The organism is Pseudomonas sp. QE6, from assembly GCF_041379005.1.
GTDB lineage: Bacteria > Pseudomonadota > Gammaproteobacteria > Pseudomonadales > Pseudomonadaceae > Pseudomonas.
In genome coordinates this window covers 4,765,894-4,783,841 of the sequence record NZ_CP166873.1, presented here as the reverse complement: position 1 = coordinate 4,783,841, position 17,948 = coordinate 4,765,894, and the positions used below count along the sequence as shown (strand labels likewise).

Genomic DNA, 17,948 nt, shown 5'->3' with positions numbered 1-17,948 from the left:
CGGGGGATCGGGAAATTGCGCATGGGGTCTTGCTTTTCGTAGGGGCGAGCTTGCTCGCGAACCGCCTAACACCGAATCGACGGCGAAGAGCATTCGCGAGCAAGCTCGCTCCTACAAAAGAACCTCAGTGCGCCGGCTTGCGAATGGTCTTGAGCAGGTCTTCCGGGCTGATCTGGCCGACGATGTTGCTCACGCCGTCACTGCCGGGCGTCGGCAAACCGAGGATGTGGCCCTTGATCTTGCCGATCACATGCATCTCGCACGGCTTGCAGTCGAACTTCAGGGTCAGCACTTCGTCGCCGTGGATCAGTTGCATCGGCTGCACCTTGGTGCGTACGCCGGTGACGCCCTTGGCCTGTTTCGGGCACAGGTTGAAGGAGAAGCGCAGGCAATGCTTGGTGATCATCACCGGTACTTCGCCGGTTTCCTCGTGGGCCTCGAAGGCGGCGTCGATCAGTTGCACGCCGTGGCGGTGGTAGAAGTTGCGGGCCTTCTGGTTGTACACGTTGTAGAGGAAGGACAGGTGCGATTCCGGGTACACCGGCGGCGGGTTGCTCTCGGCCTTGCGGCCGCCCCGCGGGTGGGCCTGCACGCGGGCTTCGGTAAGCGCCTCGATGGCTTCGCGACGCAGCGCCTTGAGCTGGGAGTTGGGGATGAAGAACGCCTGCGGCGCGTCCAGCTCGATGCTGTCGGCGTGGTACTGGGTGGTGCCGAGCTGGCCGAGCAGGTCGTGCAACTGGTCCAGTGCCTGCTCCGGCTTGTTGGCGACGCCGAACGGGCCGTCCAGGGCGACGCTGGCGGTGACGCCTTCCTCGCTGGTGGCGATCAGTTCCAGGCGTTCCTCGCGCAGCCTGGCAACCCACGACAGGCCGACGCGGCGCTCGGCGGAGGTCTTGAGCAGGGCCTGCTGCCAGTTGTGGTCGAGGTTGCGCGACAGCGGGTGGTTCGGGCGCAGGCGGTAGAGGCCTTCGGGCATCTCGTTGGGTTCGACGCGGTAGCGGTAGCGCTTCTCGCCGTCCTCCTCGAACTCACCCTTGGGCTCGGCGATGTTGGCGCGGAAACCGACCACTTCGCGCTTCACCAGCACGTTGAGGCCATCACCGTTGGACAGCGGGTCCTTGGTCACCACCATCAGGTCGCGCTTGCCGACTTTCTCCACGGTGCCCACCGGCAGGCCGGTGAAGGTCGGCGAGTCGAAGGCGCCGATGTCGATCTTGCGCTCGCTGACGAAATAGTCGGTGCTGCCACGGTGGAAGGTTTTGTCCGGGTCCGGCACGAAGAAGTGGTCGGTGCGGCCGCTGGAGGCGCGGGCCAGGTCCGGGCGCTCGGCCAGGATGCCGTCCAGGCGCTGGCGGTAATAGGCGGTGATGTTCTTCACGTAGCCCATGTCCTTGTAGCGCCCTTCGATCTTGAAGGAGCGCACGCCGGCGTCCACCAGGGCGCTGAGGTTGGCGCTCTGGTTGTTGTCCTTCATCGACAGCAGGTGCTTCTCGAAGGCCACCACGCGGCCCTGGTCATCCTTCAGGGTGTAGGGCAGGCGGCAGGCCTGGGAGCAGTCGCCGCGGTTGGCGCTGCGGCCGGTCTGAGCGTGGGAGATGTTGCACTGGCCGGAGAAGGCCACGCACAGCGCGCCGTGGATGAAGAACTCGATGGCCGCGTCGGTTTCATCCGCGATGGCGCGGATTTCCTGCAAGTTCAGCTCACGGGCCAATACCAGCTGGGAGAAGCCGGCCTGATCGAGGAACTTCGCCCGCTCCAGGGTGCGGATGTCGGTCTGGGTGCTGGCGTGCAGCTCGATCGGCGGGATGTCCAGTTCCATGATGCCCAGGTCCTGCACGATCAGCGCGTCGACGCCGGCGTCGTAGAGCTGGTGGATCAGCGCGCGGGCCGGCTCCAGCTCGTTGTCGTGGAGGATGGTGTTGATCGTGGTGAACACCCGCGCGTGGTAGCGGTGGGCGAACTCCACCAGCTGGGCGATATCGCTCACTTCGTTGCAGGCATTGTGCCGCGCGCCGAAGCTCGGGCCGCCGATGTAGACGGCATCGGCGCCATGCAGGATGGCCTCGCGGGCGATGGCCACATCGCGGGCGGGACTGAGCAGTTCCAGATGGTGTTTGGGCAGGGACATGGTTTCTTCTTTATCAGGCGTGGCACGGGCAATCGCGCATTGTACCGGCCAAACGCCGCGCCGGCACCCGCGGCGTGCCGGGCGGCGTGGCGGTTGGTCGCCTGAAGGGCGGGGCACCTAGCCCAGGGCGCTGCCGATCACTTCGTGGATGCGCTGGGCGATGTACTCGACGTGGGTTTCCAGGGCGAAGTGGCCGGTGTCCAGCAATTCGATCACCGCGTTGGGGTTGTCGCGGGCGAAGGCTTCGGCGCCCGGCGGGATGAAGATCGGGTCGTGCTTGCCCCAGATGATCAGCGCCGGTAGCCGGGTGGCGCGGAAGAACGCCTGGAAGTCGGGGTAGAGCTTCAGGTTGTCCTGGTAGTCGTAGAACAGGTCGAGCTGGATGTCCTTGTTGCCCGGACGCTCGATCAGCAGGGCGTCGAGGGTGTAGGTCTCGGGGGCGATCAGGCTCGGGTCCGACGCGCCCTCGACGTAGTGCAGGCGGACACCTTCTCGGGTCAGCAGGGCGTCGTGCACCACCTGGCGGTTGGCCGCGGAAGGATTGGCCCAGTAGGTGCGGATCGGCGCCCAGACATCGCCGAGGCCTTCCAGGTAGGCATTGCCGTTCTGCGAGATCAGCGCGGTGACCCGTTCCGGGTGCGCCAGTGCCAGGCGCAGGCCGGTGGGGGCGCCGTAGTCGAAGACATACAGGGCGTAGCGTTCCAGGCCCAGGGCATCGACGAAGGCGCCGAGGGTGGTGGCGAGGTTGGCGAAGCTGTAGCGGTAGCTGCGTTCGGCCGGCACTTCGGTGTAGCCGAAGCCGGGCAGGTCAGGGGCGATGACGTGGAAGCGCTCGGCCAGCAGCGGAATCAGGTTGCGGAACTGGTGCGAGGAACTGGGGAAGCCGTGGAGCAGCAGGAGTACGGGCGAGCCCGGCTGGCCGGCCTCGCGGTAGAACACACGGACGCCGTCGGCGTCGGCGAAGCGGTAATGGATGGCGGTGTCGGTGTGGGCGATGGCGTTCATGTCGAGATCCTTCTGTAACTGGTTAAAAGTTTTTTATGGGTTACTTCGAGGGCAAATCTGGACTCTTCATTGTAACCTGTCAAATGTATTTATAGAGGTTACATGATCAGGCGGACGAACGGTCGTTCCGAGGTGATGTAACTTGCTAAATGGATATGAAGGGTTACCATGGGTGCATTCCCGCCAGGAGCCGCCACCATGAGCGCACCGACCCTCGAACCCTTCGTGATCGCCGATCACCCCGCGCTGGACATGATCAACACCGTTGCGGTGGTGGACGGGCAACTGGTGGATTTCTGGCAGTCCGACGCCGACGTGCTGGCCTGGCTCGAGCGCATGGAGCTCCGGCGCGACGGCGCCGGCCGGTTCGCCAAGGGGGCGTTGCTGGACGCCGCCCGAACCTTGCGCGAGGCGGTGCGTGAATTGGTGCTCAAGCGCAAAGGCGGGTTGCGCGGCGACCCTTCGGCGCTTAACCACTTCCTGCTGCAGGCGGCCAGCCATCCGCGGCTGGTCTGGGAAGGCGCCGACGCGCCGCGCCTGGAGCGGGTCGGCGAGCACGCATCGCCTGAGCAACTGCTCGCGCCCCTGTCGGAACTTGCCGCCGCGCTGCTGGCGGAAGGGGATTTCAACCTGGTGCGCAAGTGCGAGCATCCCGATTGCGTGCTGTGGTTCTACGACCGCACCAAGTCGCATCGCCGGCGCTGGTGCAGCATGGCGGCGTGCGGCAACCGGCATAAGGTCGCCGAGCACCGCAAGCGGCAGCGCGGGGAGTAGGGCGTACAACCGTTCGCGGTTGTACGCCGATTCGCCTTGGACCTTTCTGCCTGCATGGCCAGGTCCGGAGTGGTCTGAAGACGCGGTTCATGGCCAATTCCGGCGGAGTCCTTGGCCATGGTCAAGCGGCGTATAACGCCGAGCGTTATACGCCCTGCGGCACTTGCGATTCCGGTGTGCGTGGATAGTCGACGCGTTTCGGAACAGGTGCAGGCTGACTCCGAAAACTTCCCCCTCAGACCCCTTTGCAAAACTGCAAAACGTCCCTGCAAACCTGTCTATTCCGCGTTTCCCGAGCCTGGCCGAAGATGCACTCGCACTTCGGAACTCCACATCCCCACTGCTCAGGAACGGAATCATGACCACCCAGAAAACCCTGCTCGCCGCCACCCTCGCACTGACCCTCGGCAACGCCTTCGCCGCCGGCAACCCCACCGTCGAACACAACACCCAGGCCTTCCTCGAGGCGCTGGAAGCCGGCAACGGCAAGCCGCTGGAAACCCTCTCGCCGAAAGACGCCCGTGCGGTGCTCACCGGCGCGCAGCAGTCGGTGAAGGTCGACCTTTCCGGCACCCAGGTCAGCGAGAAGAGCATCACCACCGAGGTCGGCGCGATCAAGCTGACCATCGTTCGCCCGGCCCATGCCAAGGGCACGTTGCCGGTCTTCATGTACTTCCATGGCGGCGGCTGGGTGCTGGGCGACTACCCGACCCACGCCAGCCTGATCCACGACCTGGTGCTGAACTCCGGCGCGGCGGCGGTCTACGTCGACTACACGCCGTCCCCCGAGGCGCATTACCCGACCGCGATCAACCAGGCCTACGCCGCGACGAAATGGGTCGCCGAGCACGGCAAGGAAATCGGCGTCGACGGCAAGCGCCTGGCGGTGGCCGGCAACAGCGTCGGCGGCAACATGGCCGCGGTGGTCGCGCTGATGGCCAAGGACAAGGGCACGCCCAAGCTGCGCTTCCAGGCCCTGTTGTGGCCGGTGACCGACGCCAGCTTCGAGACCGGCTCCTACAACCAGTTCGCCCAGGGACACTTCCTCACCAAGCCGATGATGCAGTGGTTCTGGGACAACTACACCACCGATCCGAAGCAGCGCGCCGAGATCTACGCGTCGCCCCTGCGGGCCACCAGGGATCAGCTCAAGGGCCTGCCGCCGGCGCTGGTCCAGACCGCCGAATCCGATGTGCTGCGCGACGAGGGCGAGGCCTATGCCCGCAAGCTCGATGCCGCCGGCGTAGCGGTCACCTCGGTGCGTTACAACGGAATGATCCACGACTACGGGCTGCTCAACGTGGTCAGCCAGGTGCCGGCCGTGCAGGCCGCCCTGCGCCAGGCCGGCGAAGAGCTGAAGGTGCACCTGAAATAAGGCCGCAAGGCCGTTCCGCAACTCCCCTCCGGTGCTGCGCAGCCCAGGCGTGGCGCGGCCTGGAGAGGGGCTTGCAGAACTGCAAAGTAGCCCTGCAAGGCTGTCTGTTCCGCAGCTTCGGGTGATCGGCAAAGATGGCTCCACGGTTCGCTACCACCCTCGAATCCGCCGGACCCGACCGATACCAAGACCTACCCCCACTCACGCAACGCAGAAGGAAACTCATCATGACCGCAATCGCCAAAGCTGCTCCGGGAAAGACCCTGCTGAACCCGGCCGACCACACCCTGATCATGATCGACCACCAGTCGCAGATGTCCTTCGCGACCAAGTCCATCGACGCGGTAACCCTGCGCAACAACGCGGCGCTGGTGGCCAAGGCGGCGAAGGAATTCAACGTCTCCACCATCCTCACCACCGTTGCCGAGAAGAGCTTCTCCGGCCCGATCTTCGACGAGATCAAGTCGGTCTTCCCCGAGCACAACGTCATCGACCGCACCAGCATGAACACCTGGGAAGACCCGCGCATCGCCGTCGAGGTGAACAAGCACGGCAAGCAGAAGATCGTCCTCGCCGGCCTCTGGACCTCGGTGTGCATCGTCGGCCCGGCGCTCTCGGCCATCGACCAGGGCTTCGAGGTGTACGTGATCGCCGACGCCTGTGGCGACGTGTCCACCGAGGCTCACGAGATGGCCCTGCAGCGCATGATCCAGCTGGGCGCCCGTCCCATGACGTCCCTGCAATACCTGCTCGAACTGCAACGCGACTGGGCCCGGGGCGAGACCTACGACCAGACCGTGAAGACCTCCATCGCCCACGGCGGCGCCTACGGTCTTGGCCTGATCTACGCCAAGACCATGTTCAACGCCAGCGAAGGCCACTGATCTAGCCTTTGGTAACGCGCCCTCCCTCGCTTCGGCGGGGGAGGCAAACCCAGGAGGGAGCCCCATGAACAGCCCAGTCAACCAAGAGTCCGTAACGCTGATCATCCGCCACCGCGCCAAGCCCGGTCGTGCGGCGGACTATGAAGCCATCCTGCGCGAACTGACCCGCGCCGCCAGCGAGTTTCCCGGACACCTGGGCGTGGACGTGATGCACCAGGGCGACGACTTCACTTCCGTGCTGCGTTTTGCCAGCGCCAGCCAGCTGCAGGTGTGGCTGGACTCCGCGCAGCGCCGCGAGCTGATCGAACGCGCATCGCCGCTGCTGACCGACGGCGACCAGCAGGAATTGCACCGCGATCACGAGTTCTGGTTCATCCCCCAGGAAAGCGCCCAGCGGCAGCCGCCGCGCTGGAAGCAGGCGGCGGTCTCCTACCTGGTGATCCTGCCGCTGGTGATGCTGGTGCCGCAGCTCTGGCAACCGCTGTTCTCCCGGATACCGCTGCTGGGCGGCTTCGTGCCGGCCAACATGCTGATCACCATCACCATCGTGCTGCTGGTGGTCTACGTTTTCATGCCACGGGCCACGCGCCTGTTCTCCGCCTGGCTCAACGCCCGCTGATTGAAAGAGGACCTGCCTCATGAATGCCGACCTGATCCTGACCAACGGCCGCTTCCACACGGTCGATCGCGAGAAGCCCAACGCCACCGCCGTGGCCATCGCCGATGGCAAGTTCATCGCCGTGGGCACCGACGCCGAGGCCATGGCCCTGCGTGGCGGCGCCACCCGTGTCATCGACCTGAAAGGGCGCACGGTGATTCCCGGCCTCAACGACTCGCACCTGCACCTGATCCGTGGCGGTTTGAACTACAACCTGGAGCTGCGCTGGGAAGGCGTGCCGTCCTTGGCCGACGCCCTGCGCATGCTCAAGGAACAGGCCCTGCGCACCCCCTCGCCGCAATGGGTGCGGGTGGTGGGCGGCTGGAACGAATTCCAGTTCGCCGAGCGTCGCATGCCGACGATCGAAGAGTTGAACCAGGCGGCGCCGGACACTCCGGTATTCGTCCTCCACCTGTATGACCGCGCACTGCTCAACCGCGCCGCGCTGCGCGTGGTCGGTTACACCAGGGACACCCCGAACCCGCCCGGCGGCGAGATCGTCCGCGACAGCAACGGCGAACCCACCGGCATGCTGGTGGCGCGGCCCAACGCGATGATCCTCTACGCGACCCTGGCCAAGGGCCCGAAGCTGCCGTTCGAGTACCAGGTCAACTCCACCCGCCAGTTCATGCGCGAGCTGAACCGCCTGGGCGTTACCAGCGCCATCGACGCCGGCGGCGGCTTCCAGAACTACCCGGACGACTACCAGGTGATCCAGCAACTGGAGAAGGACGACCAGCTCACCGTGCGCATCGCCTATAACCTGTTCACCCAGAAGCCCAAGGAAGAGCTGGCCGACTTCAGGAACTGGACCAGCAGCGTCACCTACGGCCAGGGCAGCGACTTCCTGCGCCACAACGGCGCCGGCGAGATGCTGGTGTTCTCCGCCGCAGACTTCGAGGACTTCCTCGAACCGCGCCCGGACCTGCCGCCGAACATGGAGGCGGACCTGGAGCCGGTGGTGCGCCACCTGGTCGAACAGCGCTGGCCGTTCCGCCTGCACGCCACCTATGACGAGTCCATCTCGCGCATGCTCGACGTGTTCGAGAAGGTCAACCTGGACGTGCCGTTCAACGGCCTGCACTGGTTCTTCGACCACTGCGAAACCATCTCGCCGAAGAACATCGAGCGCGTCCGCGCTCTGGGCGGCGGCATCGCCATCCAGGACCGCATGGCCTTCCAGGGCGAATACTTCGTCGACCGCTACGGCAAGCAGGCCGCCCAGGCCACGCCGCCGATCAAGCGCATGCTGTCCGAGGGCGTGCCGGTGGGCGCCGGCACCGACGCCACCCGCGTCTCCAGCTACAACCCCTGGACCTCGCTGTACTGGATGGTCAGCGGCAAGACCGTGGGCGGCATGGAGCTGTACCCCGAGGGCCTGTCCCGCACCACCGCGCTGGAGCTGTACACCCACGGCAGCGCCTGGTTCTCCAACGAGCAGGGCAGGAAGGGCATGATCAAGGTGGGCCAGATGGCTGACCTCGCCGTGCTCTCGGCGGACTTCTTCAGCGTGCCGGAAGAGGAGATCAAGCTCATCGAGTCGGTGCTGACCGTGGTCGACGGCCGGGTGGTGTTCGGCAGCGGCGACTTCGAGCGCCAGGCCCCGACCGCGATTCCGGTGCTGCCGGACTGGTCGCCGGTGGCCAAGGTGCCGGGGCACTGGCGCCCGCAGGCGCCGCTGCAACAGGCCGTGCACCAGTGCGCCGGCTCCTGCGGCGTGCATGGCCACAGCCACGAGCGGGCGCGCCAGTCGAGCGTGCCGGTGAGCGACTTCCAGGGCTTCTGGGGCGCCTTCGGCTGTTCCTGCTTCGCCTTCTGAAAAAATGCGCGGGCCGCATGGCCCGCGCTTTCTTTTGCCTGGACGGAGAACCCGCCATGTTCCGCACCGCTCTCCGTTCCGCATGCATTCCGCTGCTGGCATTGACGAGCGCGACCGCCGGCGCCGCCCCCCACGACGGCCTGCTGGAGGGCGCCAACTGGTCGCTGCTCAGCCGTAACTATTTCCTGCAGACCGACTACCGCACCCAGCCTTCGCCGAGCGGGCAGAGCTATCGCCAGGAGTGGGCGCAAGGCTTCATCGCCAACCTGGAGTCCGGTTTCACCCAGGGGACGATCGGCGTGGGCGTCGATGCCCACGCCTTCCAGGGCCTCAAGCTCGACAGCGGACGCGGCCGTGCCGGCACCGGCCTGTTACCCCTGGACGCCGACGGGCGCGCGGACGATGACTACTCCTCCGCCGGCGGCGCGCTGAAGCTCGACCTGTCGCAGACCACCCTGAAGTTCGGCGAAATGACCGTGGAGACCCCGGTGTTCGATACCGGCGACAAGCGCCTGCAACCCGAGTACGCCACCGGCACCCTGGTTGATTCCCGCGAGCTGGATGGCGTGCGCTTCCAGGCCGGGCGCTTCACCGCCTTCAAGAACCAGGACGCCAGCACCGGCCGGGATGATTTCGACGGCTATGGCGCCACCACCCGCGACAGTGCGCTGAGCTTCGCCGGTGCGGATTTCACCCCGTCCGACAGCTATGGCGGCTCGCTGTTCGCCGGCCAGCTCGATGACACCTGGCGGCAGTACTACCTGAACCTGCATTACCTCGACGGCGGCCTGTGGCTGGACGGCAACCTCTACCGCACCGGCGACGAGGGGCAGGCCAATGCCGGCGCCATCGACACTACCGCCTGGAGCCTGGCGGCGCGCTATCGCCTGGGTACGCAGAGCCTGATGCTGGGCTACCAGAAGATCGAGGGCGACACGCCGTTCGACTTCGTCGGCGGCGATTCCATCTACCTTGCCAATTCGATCAAGTACGCCGACTTCAACGGACCCGGCGAGCGCTCCTGGCAGGCGCGCTACGACTTGGACCTGGGGGTGCTCGGCGTGCCGGGCCTGAGCTTCATGACCCGCTATGTGCGCGGCAGCGGCATCGATGGCAGCCATGTGCCATCCGATGGCGCCTATGCCGGGCAGTACGGTGACGGCGGACGCCACTGGGAGCGCGACAGCGACCTGCGCTACGTGGTCCAGGCCGGCCCGGCCAGGGACCTGTCGCTGCACCTGTCGCAGGTCAGCCACCGTGGCAACGACGAGCAGCCCGGCGCCGACATCGATCGCGTCTACGTGATCATTGAGTACCCCCTCAAGGGCGTGCTCTAGCCCAAACCCTAGCGGTGGGTCGGCTCGAACGGCGCACAGCCGATGTCGCGGCAGGCCAGGTTCTCGCCGCTGAACTGCGCCGCGTCCTGGTCGAAGATGTCGCGCAGCCAGTCGCTCACCGCCTGGAAGCGGCCGATGCGGCCGGCGTCGCGGTGGCTTAGCAGCCAGATTTCCCGCGCCACCACCGGACCGGTGAGACGCACCAGGCCGTTGCGCTCGCCGAGGATGCACGGCAGCAGGGCCATGCCCAGGCCGGTTTCGCAGGCGTGGGTGAGGGTGGTCACGCTGCTGGCGCGCAACGCGTAGCTGGCATTGGGCGCGAAGTGGCGCAGCCACTGCATTTCCGGGGTGTCGTCGAGTTCCTCGCCATAGGCCAGCCAGGGTTGCTGCGGCCAGTCCTGCGGCGGCAGCTCGGCGAGCGCCGTGGCGGCGTACACCGAGAAGCCGATGTCGGCGACCTTGCGCATCACCAGCGCGGCGTCCTCCTGCGGGCGCGCCAGGCGCAGGGCGAAGTCGGCCTCGCGGCGGGTGAAGGACAGCGCGCGGTTGGCCGGGACCAGTTGCAGCTGCAGGTTGGGATAGGTGCGCGACAGCTTCGGCATGTGCTGCACCAGCCAGTGGCTGAACAGGAAGTCGATGGCCGTCAGGCGCACCGAACCGGTGATGGCGCTGGCCTCGTTTCGCGTTTCCAGCAGCATGCTCTGCACGTCGCCGAGGATGCGTTCGCCATAGGCGAGGAAGGCCGTTCCGGCGTCGGTGGGCTTGTAGCCGGCGTTGTCGCGGATGAACAGGCGGGTCTGCAACGCCGACTCGGCCGCCACCAGGCGCCGGCTCATGGTCGAGGGGTCGACCCCGAGCGCGCGGCCGGCGGCGCTCAGGCTGCCGTGGCGGGCCAGGGCGAGCAGGATCGGGATGTCGTTCCAGTCGAAATTCATGGCGCTCTCCTCGTGGCCCGGCTTGCCATCAGAAGCGTACGTCGGCGGCGGGGACGACCCTGGCGCGCTGGCCGAAGCTGCTGATGCTGCCCAGCACGGCGTTGTGGTGGGCGCTGATCTGCGCGGCGCTGAGCACGGCATTGTCCACAGTGGAGTGGGCATCGCGCACCAGGGTCACCGCGTAGCCCTGGGCGAGGGCGCGGCGGGTGGTGGTGTCGACGCAGTAGTCGCTCTGCAGGCCGCAGATCACCAGGTGTTCGATGCCGCGCGCTTGCAGCAGGTCGGCGAGTTCGGTGCGCAGGAAGGAGTCCGGGGTGGTCTTGCGTACCCTGAGGTCATCGGCGCCGGTCAGCAGGCGTGGCTCCAGTTGCCAGGCCTCGCTCTGGTAGGGCATGTCGCTGTCTTCGTGCTGGATCAGTACCACCGGCACTCCGGCATCGCGGGCGGCGCGGCTCATGTCGTTGATGCGCTGCAGCACGTTGTCGATATCGTGGCAGGCATATTCGCCGGAGCAGAGGACGGACTGGACATCGATGATCAGCAGGGCGGTGCTCATGGCGGGAATCCTGGTGTAGGAAAAGACGACGCGAAGGATGGTAGCCGCCTGCGCCGGCCGGGCCAATGCCGGCAACCGCTCTGCTGTGTGGCGTGGTGCAGAAAATCGAGGGGAAAACTGGAACCTTTGGAATCCGCCGCTTCCGCGAAAAGGCGGAAGCGGCGGCTGCGCGGGCTCAGAGGAACATGCCGCCCGAGGCTTCGACGCGCTGGCCATTGATCCAGCGGCTGCCCTCGGCGAACAGCGCGGCGATGGCGCCGCCGATGTCGTCCGGCAGGCCGACGCGGCCCAGGGCGGTGTTGCTGGCGATCTGCCGGTTGATCTCGGCGTTGTCGCGCACCAGGCCGCCGCCGAAGTCGGTCTCGATGGCGCCCGGGGCGATGATGTTCACGCCGATGCCGCGCGCGCCCAGTTCCTTGGCCTGGTACCTGGTCAGCACTTCCATCGCGCCCTTCATGGCGGCGTAGGCGCCGTAGCCGGGCAGGGCGAAGCGGGTCAGGCCGGTGGAGACGTTGAGGATGCGCCCGCCGTCGGCGATCAGCGGCAGCAGTTTCTGGGTGAGGAAGAACGGGCCCTTGAGCTGGATGTTCACCAATTGATCGAACTGTGCCTCGGTGGTCTCGGCGAAGGCGGCGTGGATGCCGATGCCGGCGTTGTTCAGCAGGAAGTCGAAGCGGTCGCGGCCGAAGGTGTCGCGCAGGCCGTCGCCGACCTGCTGAACGAAGGCGTCGAAGCTGGCGCTGTCGGCCACGTCCAGCGGCAGCATCAGGGCGCGGCCGCCACGTTGTTCGATCTCGGCGGCCACCGCCCGGGCTTCGTCGGCCTGGCTGCGGTAGGTGCCGATGATGTCCACGCCGGCAGCGGCGAGGTGCAGGGCGGCGTTGCGGCCGAGGCCACGGCTGGCGCCGGTGATGAGGGCGATCTTGCGGGTCATGGCGAAGCTCCGGTTGGGGTGGGGATGGAGAGAGCTTATTGTTCGTGGTGGTGGTGATAAATCTGCTAGATTCGGAAATACTGGTCGGTATATCCGAACAATGGTGACCTGCCGCCATGATCCGTCCCGAGCTGTTGCGCACCTTCGTCCGCGTCACCGAACTGGCCAGCTTCACCCAGGCCGGCGAGCAGCTCGGCCTGCCGCGCTCCACGGTGTCCGAGCATATCCAGACCCTCGAAGCCCTGCTCGGCGCGCGGCTGCTGCAACGCACCACGCGCAAGGTCACGGTGACCCAGGACGGCCTGGTGCTCTACGAGCGCAGCAAGGACATGCTGGCCCAGCTGGATGAGCTGCAGGGCCTGTTCCGACAGCAGGACGAGGCGCTGGTCGGACGCCTGCGGGTGGACATGCCGACGGTGATGGCGCGCAAGCTGGTGATGCCGCGCCTGGGCGAATTCCTCGCGCGGCATCCGGCGCTGGAGCTGGAGGTGAGCTGCACCGACCGCCGCGTCGACCTGGTGCGCGAGGGTTTCGATTGCGTGGTGCGCGTCGGTGCGGTGAGCGATCCGTCGGTGGTCGCGCGCACGCTCGGGCGGTTTCCCCAGGTCACTTGCGCCAGCCCGTCCTATCTCGCCGCGCATGGCGTGCCGGAAACCCTTGACGATCTCGCCGGGCATCGGCTGATCCATTACGTGAATGTGCTGGGTTCGCGCCCTTCGGGCTTCGAGTACCTGCAGCACGGCCAGACACGTTACCTGCCGATGGGCGGCGCGCTCTCGGTGAATAGCGCCGAGGCCTACGAAAGCGCAGCCATGGGAGGACTGGGGATCATCCAGGTACCGATCCATGGCGTGCTGGATGACCTGGAGGCGGGCCGGCTGGTGCAGGTGCTGCGCGATGTGCCACTGCCGCCGATGGACATTTCCCTGCTCTACGCCCACCGGAGCCTGCCGCAGCGGGTGCGGGTGTTCATGCACTGGCTGACGCAACTGCTGGGCGAGCCCGGTGTGCTGGGCCCGCCCGTGTCCGCACGGGCCTAGCTGCCCCAGGCCGAGCCGAGGATCACGTCGCAGAAGTTGCCGCGCACGAAGTCCGGGTCCTTCATCGCCAGCACGTCGGCCTTGACGTTGCCGAAGGTGGTCTGCGGCTTGTCTTTGATGCCGTCGTAGAAGGCTTGCAGGATGTCCTGCTTGAACTGGCCGCCGCGCGGGTGGGCGGCGACCACGGCGTCGCGCTGCGCCTCGGGGAACTGGTCGTGGGCGATGCCCAGCACGTCCATTTCCACGCCGGCGGTGACCAGGGCGATCTCCGCCTTCATGTGCTGCGGAATGCCCGGCGTGGTGTGCAGGGCGATGGCCGTCCAGACGGTATCGATGTCGTCCTGCCCGATGCCGTGGCTGCGCAGGAATTCAGCGGCGCAGTCGGCGCCGTCCACTTCGAAGCGTTCGCACCGGCTGCAGTAGCGCGGCATCAGGCCCATGTCGTGGAACATGGCGCCGGCGTAGAGCAGTTCGGCGTCATAGGCGAGGCCCTTGCGGGCGCCGGTCAGCGCGCCCCAGTAGTAGACGCGCGAGGAGTGGTGGAAGAGCAGAGGGGTGGCGTTGTCGCGGACCATTTCGGTGATGGCGTGGGCGAGGGTGCTGTCGGGGACTTTCACGCCGTCGAGGTCGAGGCTCATGGTGGATCTCCAGGGTTGTGGCTGGGGACGGCGGGGCCCTCGCCGTGTGCTGTCCATTGGAAATCCGTGGCGGCGCAGCGGCAATCGGCGAGAGGGAGCGAATCAGGACAGGCTGCGTTCGTTTGCTGCCAGCGCCTGCCATTCGACCGGTTGTCCGGAGCCTGGCGAAGCAGCGCCTAGACTTGTCGACTTCGCATACCGCCAAGCGACCAATACACACGCCGGCCATATCGGCCGTGCGAGGACCAGGAGCATCGCCATGCCCATCTTGCAACGCATCAACCCCTGCCTGTGGTTCGACTACCAGGCCGAGGAGGCCGCGAAGTTCTACACCGGCATCTTCCCCAATTCGCGTATCGGCCAGGTCGCCTACTACAGCGAGGCAGGCCGCGAGCACCACGGCAAGGAGCCCGGCTCGGTGCTGACCGTGGCCTTCGAACTGGACGGCCAGAGCTTCGTCGCGCTCAACGGCGGTCCGGTGTTCACCTTCAACGAGGCGGTTTCGCTGATGGTCTGTTGCGACAGCCAGGCGGAGATCGACCATTACTGGGACAGGCTGTCCGCGGGCGGCCCGGTGGAAGCACAGATGTGCGGCTGGCTGAAGGACCGTTTCGGGCTGTCCTGGCAGATCGTCCCGCGCCACCTGGGTGAGATGGTGGCCGATCCCGACCCGGTGCGGGCCACGCGCACCATGCAGGCGGTATTCACCATGAAGAAGCTCGACATGGCCGCGCTGGAGCGCGCCCACGCGGGCAGCTGACGCGTCCGTCCGGGCGCCGCCGGAGGCGCTGGGAGCGAGGCTATAGTTCAAGGCGGGGTCGCGCGGCGCCAGGCCGCCAGGGAGGCGCGCGTGGCCTCGCGGGAACCGGGGTAGAAGCTCCGGAGCATGCTGCTCTCGTGGAACGGTGTGGCCGTTGTTGTCGGTCGGTGGGTATTCGCTGAGCACGTGCCGTGTTGCAGCGAACTCCATCGACGGATAGCGGGAGACGGCATCATGAAGACGCTGTTGGTAAAGGGACATCGGGGCAGCGAGGTCGGCGACCTGCGCCGCCGGCTGGCCAAGGTACTGGGTGGCGACGCCGCGCAGTTTCCCGGACTTGCCAGGGGCGATCTGTTCGACGCCCAGACTGAAGCCGCGGTGCGCCATTGGCAGGCTGGCGTCGGAGTGATTGCCGATGGCGTGGTCGGCGCCTGTTGCCTGAACCTGTTGGGGTTGTTGCCGCTCAAGGGCCTGGATATCCAGCTGGCCCAGGTGCAGCAGCTGTTCCCGGCGACCAAGCCGTCCAACATCCGCCGCTACCTGCCCTACGTCGCCGCCGCGCTGGAGGCCGCCGGCCTCACCGAGCGTCCGTTGCTGCTGACGGCGTTGGGCACCATACGCGCGGAAACCGAAGGCTTCATGCCGATCTCGGAGTTCCCTTCACAGTTCAATACGCCCTCAGGGCGACCGCCCTTCAGCGCCTACGACGGACGCAAGGACCTGGGCAACGACCAGCCGGGCGATGGCGCGGCCTTCCGTGGCCGTGGCTACGTGCAACTGACCGGGCGGGCGGACTACCGGAAGTACGGCACGGCGATCGGCGTGGACCTCGTCGAACTGCCCGACCTTGCCAATGCGCCGGAAGTCGCTGCGGCCCTGCTGGCGCTGTTCCTCGCCAAGGGCGCGACGCAGCTGCGCGCAAAGCTGCCGGCGGGCCTGGTCGGCAAGCCCCGGGACTTCCTCGCCGCGCGCAAGCGGGTGAACGGTACCAGTGACGGACTGGAGCTTTTCGCCAGCGTGTTCGAGATCGCCGCGCGGATTCTTCCGCCCCCTGCCGGCAAGGGCAAAGCCAAGGCCAGGGCCGCCGCGAGGCCGCGCCTCAACGCCAGCAAGGACCCGCTGGACCTGCGCGACCGCGCCTACCTGCCGCCGGCGGCCAGCCTGCCGGACAGATTCCCCAGCGATACCCAGGTGGCGCGCTACCTGGGCGACTACACCCGGGCCGGGATGATCCTCGACCAGGGCCAGGAGGGGGCCTGCACCGGCTTCGGGCTGGCCTGCGTGATCAACTACCTGCGCTGGTCCAAGGCGGGCAACCCGGAGGGCGGGTTCGAGTCCGTCAGCCCGCGCATGCTCTATGACTTCGCCCGGCGCTATGACGAATACGCCGGCGAGGACTACGAAGGCTCCAGCTGCCGTGGCGCGCTCAAGGGCTGGTTCCACCATGGTGTCTGCCTGGAGCAGGACTGGCCCTACACCGCCCAGGGCATCACCCAGCCGCAATTCGGCTATGCCGCTCGCGCCATTCGCAACACCCTGGGGGTCTACTACCGCATCGACGTGCAGTCCATCACCGACCTGCAGGCGGCCATCCAGGAAGTCGGCGCGATCTACGTCTCCGCCTACACCCACGAGGGCTGGAACCAGTTGCCCGGCACGCCGGGTCCTGGCGCCGCGGCGAAGAAGAAAGCCGCGGCGCCCAGCCATGAAAGCCTTCAGCGGATTCCCTACGCGGGGCGTCCATCGCAAACCGATGGCCATGCCTTCGCCCTGGTCGGCTTCAATACCGACGGCTTCATCGTACAGAACTCCTGGGGGCCGGACTGGGGCAGCGGCGGCTTCGCCATCCTCGGCTACGCCGACTGGCTGGCCAATGCCATGGATGCCTGGGTGGCGGCGCTGGGCGTGCCCGGCGTGGTGCTCGGCCAACTGGCCGCCGGCAGCCAGGTGGGCATGGTGGTGGCGGGGGCGAACAAGGCGCTCTGGTGGGACGAGGCCACCGCCTACGAGCACAGCGTGGTGCTCGGCAACGATGGGCGGGTGAGGCGCTACCTGACTCAGGACGAGCTGACCCGCACGCTGCTGTTCCAGGCCTGCGCCTTGCCGGACCAGTGGCTGCGCGCCCAGCCGGGCGCCACCAAGCGGCTGGTGATCTACTGCCATGGCGGCCTCAACAGCGAGGAGGCCGCCATCACCCGCGCCCGCGCCATGGGGCGCTTCTTCATCGGCAACGGTTGCTACCCGTTGTTCATGGTCTGGAAGACCGGCGTGCTGGAGGCCATCGGCGACATCATCAGCGATCGCCTCCGTCGCGAGCCGGCACTGGCCGGCGGAGTGCGCGAGGCGCTGACCGACGTCACCGACGCGGTGCTGGAAACCACCGTTGGCCGCCCACTGGCGCGGCCCATCTGGAGCGAGATGAAGGAGAACGCCGAGTTCGCCAGCCTGCCCACGCGCGGCGGCGATCTGCTGGTGAGTGCCTTGCAGAACCTCAAGCGTACCTGGGGCGAGCAGCTTCAAATCCATCTGATCGGCCACTCCGCCGGAGCGATCTTCCTCGGCTGGCTGGTCGACGTGATGGCCGCGCGCGGGGTGGACGACCGGATCGCCTCTATCCACCTCTACGCGCCGGCCTGCACGGTGCAGTTCGCCAACCGCCACTACGCGCCCCACGCGCGGCTGATGAAGAGCCTGTACCTGGACATCCTCTCCGACCGCGCCGAGCGTGACGACAACACCGCCGCGCTTTATCGCAAGTCGCTGCTCTACCTGGTGTCCAATGCCCTGGAAGGCGACCAGCGCACGCCCATCCTCGGCCTGGCCAACGTGCTGGACCGGAACTATCGCGGCTGGGACGGCTCCTCCGCTACCGGCGCGGCGCTGAGCGACTGGCGGCAGGCGTAGCTCGGCGCGGGGCTTACGCTGGGCAAGCAGATCCAGGTGCTGGACCAGCCGAAGGTGCTTACCTGCCGCAGCCCGCGGGTGGAGATTGCCGCCGCCCATGGCTGCTTCGACAACGCCGTCGATATCCTGACCCGCACCCTGACGCGCATCACCGGCGGCGCGTTGGCGATGCCGGTGGATGACCTGCGCGGCTTCTGACAG

At 67.0% G+C, this 17,948-nt stretch carries 16 protein-coding genes; 10 read left to right on the top strand and 6 right to left on the bottom strand.

Annotated elements, in window-relative coordinates:
* Positions 1 to 124: 124 nt before the first annotated feature.
* Both ACAW63_RS21820 and ACAW63_RS21815 read right to left on the bottom strand, forming a co-directional pair.
* On the bottom strand, positions 125 to 2,128 hold the full coding sequence (locus ACAW63_RS21820; protein WP_371228685.1) for a U32 family peptidase: 2,004 nt from the start codon (positions 2,126 to 2,128) through the stop codon (positions 125 to 127).
* A gap of 117 nt (positions 2,129 to 2,245) precedes the next feature.
* Positions 2,246 to 3,133: an alpha/beta fold hydrolase gene (locus ACAW63_RS21815; protein ID WP_371228682.1), complete on the bottom strand. Its 888-nt coding sequence runs from the start codon at positions 3,131 to 3,133 to the stop codon at positions 2,246 to 2,248.
* A 198-nt stretch (positions 3,134 to 3,331) separates the two neighbouring features.
* Between ACAW63_RS21815 and ACAW63_RS21810 the strand changes: the two genes are divergently transcribed.
* From ACAW63_RS21810 to ACAW63_RS21785, 6 genes are all read left to right on the top strand, one after another.
* A complete protein-coding gene (locus tag ACAW63_RS21810) occupies positions 3,332 to 3,907 on the top strand; it encodes an ABATE domain-containing protein (RefSeq protein ID WP_371228680.1) in 576 nt (191 codons plus the stop codon).
* A 358-nt stretch (positions 3,908 to 4,265) separates the two neighbouring features.
* Positions 4,266 to 5,282, top strand: a complete 1,017-nt coding sequence (locus ACAW63_RS21805) for an alpha/beta hydrolase (RefSeq protein WP_371228677.1) — start codon at positions 4,266 to 4,268, stop codon at positions 5,280 to 5,282.
* 227 nt (positions 5,283 to 5,509) lie between these two features.
* Positions 5,510 to 6,166 (top strand): hydrolase, encoded by a 657-nt coding sequence (locus ACAW63_RS21800; RefSeq protein ID WP_371228675.1) that lies wholly within the window; start codon positions 5,510 to 5,512, stop codon positions 6,164 to 6,166.
* A 64-nt stretch (positions 6,167 to 6,230) separates the two neighbouring features.
* On the top strand, positions 6,231 to 6,785 hold the full coding sequence (locus ACAW63_RS21795; RefSeq protein ID WP_371228673.1) for an antibiotic biosynthesis monooxygenase: 555 nt from the start codon (positions 6,231 to 6,233) through the stop codon (positions 6,783 to 6,785).
* A gap of 19 nt (positions 6,786 to 6,804) precedes the next feature.
* Positions 6,805 to 8,643, top strand: coding sequence for an amidohydrolase (locus tag ACAW63_RS21790; RefSeq protein WP_371228671.1), 1,839 nt, complete (start codon positions 6,805 to 6,807; stop codon positions 8,641 to 8,643).
* Between the two features lie 56 nt (positions 8,644 to 8,699).
* Positions 8,700 to 9,980 carry an OprD family porin gene (locus ACAW63_RS21785; protein WP_371228669.1) on the top strand — a complete coding sequence of 427 codons (1,281 nt, stop codon included), beginning with the start codon at positions 8,700 to 8,702 and terminating at the stop codon, positions 9,978 to 9,980.
* A gap of 8 nt (positions 9,981 to 9,988) precedes the next feature.
* Here the strand turns inward: ACAW63_RS21785 and ACAW63_RS21780 are convergent, their stop codons facing one another.
* The 3 genes from ACAW63_RS21780 to ACAW63_RS21770 all read right to left on the bottom strand — a co-directional run bounded on the left by ACAW63_RS21780 (position 9,989) and on the right by ACAW63_RS21770 (position 12,405).
* Positions 9,989 to 10,915, bottom strand: coding sequence for a LysR family transcriptional regulator (locus tag ACAW63_RS21780; RefSeq protein WP_371228666.1), 927 nt, complete (start codon positions 10,913 to 10,915; stop codon positions 9,989 to 9,991).
* Between the two features lie 28 nt (positions 10,916 to 10,943).
* Positions 10,944 to 11,471, bottom strand: coding sequence for a cysteine hydrolase family protein (locus tag ACAW63_RS21775; RefSeq protein WP_371228663.1), 528 nt, complete (start codon positions 11,469 to 11,471; stop codon positions 10,944 to 10,946).
* Between the two features lie 175 nt (positions 11,472 to 11,646).
* Positions 11,647 to 12,405, bottom strand: coding sequence for an SDR family NAD(P)-dependent oxidoreductase (locus tag ACAW63_RS21770; protein WP_371228660.1), 759 nt, complete (start codon positions 12,403 to 12,405; stop codon positions 11,647 to 11,649).
* 116 nt (positions 12,406 to 12,521) lie between these two features.
* Between ACAW63_RS21770 and ACAW63_RS21765 the strand changes: the two genes are divergently transcribed.
* Positions 12,522 to 13,445: a LysR substrate-binding domain-containing protein gene (locus tag ACAW63_RS21765; protein WP_371228658.1), complete on the top strand. Its 924-nt coding sequence runs from the start codon at positions 12,522 to 12,524 to the stop codon at positions 13,443 to 13,445.
* Here ACAW63_RS21765 and ACAW63_RS21760 read toward each other — a convergent pair.
* Positions 13,442 to 14,083 (bottom strand): HD domain-containing protein, encoded by a 642-nt coding sequence (locus ACAW63_RS21760; protein WP_371228656.1) that lies wholly within the window; start codon positions 14,081 to 14,083, stop codon positions 13,442 to 13,444. The genes ACAW63_RS21765 and ACAW63_RS21760 overlap by 4 nt on opposite strands.
* Positions 14,084 to 14,342: 259 nt before the next feature.
* Between ACAW63_RS21760 and ACAW63_RS21755 the strand changes: the two genes are divergently transcribed.
* From ACAW63_RS21755 to ACAW63_RS21745, 3 genes are all read left to right on the top strand, one after another.
* Positions 14,343 to 14,843: a VOC family protein gene (locus tag ACAW63_RS21755; protein WP_371228653.1), complete on the top strand. Its 501-nt coding sequence runs from the start codon at positions 14,343 to 14,345 to the stop codon at positions 14,841 to 14,843.
* A gap of 234 nt (positions 14,844 to 15,077) precedes the next feature.
* Positions 15,078 to 17,747, top strand: a complete 2,670-nt coding sequence (locus ACAW63_RS21750; protein ID WP_371228651.1) for a peptidase C1 — start codon at positions 15,078 to 15,080, stop codon at positions 17,745 to 17,747.
* 36 nt (positions 17,748 to 17,783) lie between these two features.
* Positions 17,784 to 17,945 carry a hypothetical protein gene (locus tag ACAW63_RS21745; protein ID WP_371228649.1) on the top strand — a complete coding sequence of 54 codons (162 nt, stop codon included), beginning with the start codon at positions 17,784 to 17,786 and terminating at the stop codon, positions 17,943 to 17,945.
* Positions 17,946 to 17,948: the final 3 nt, after the last annotated feature.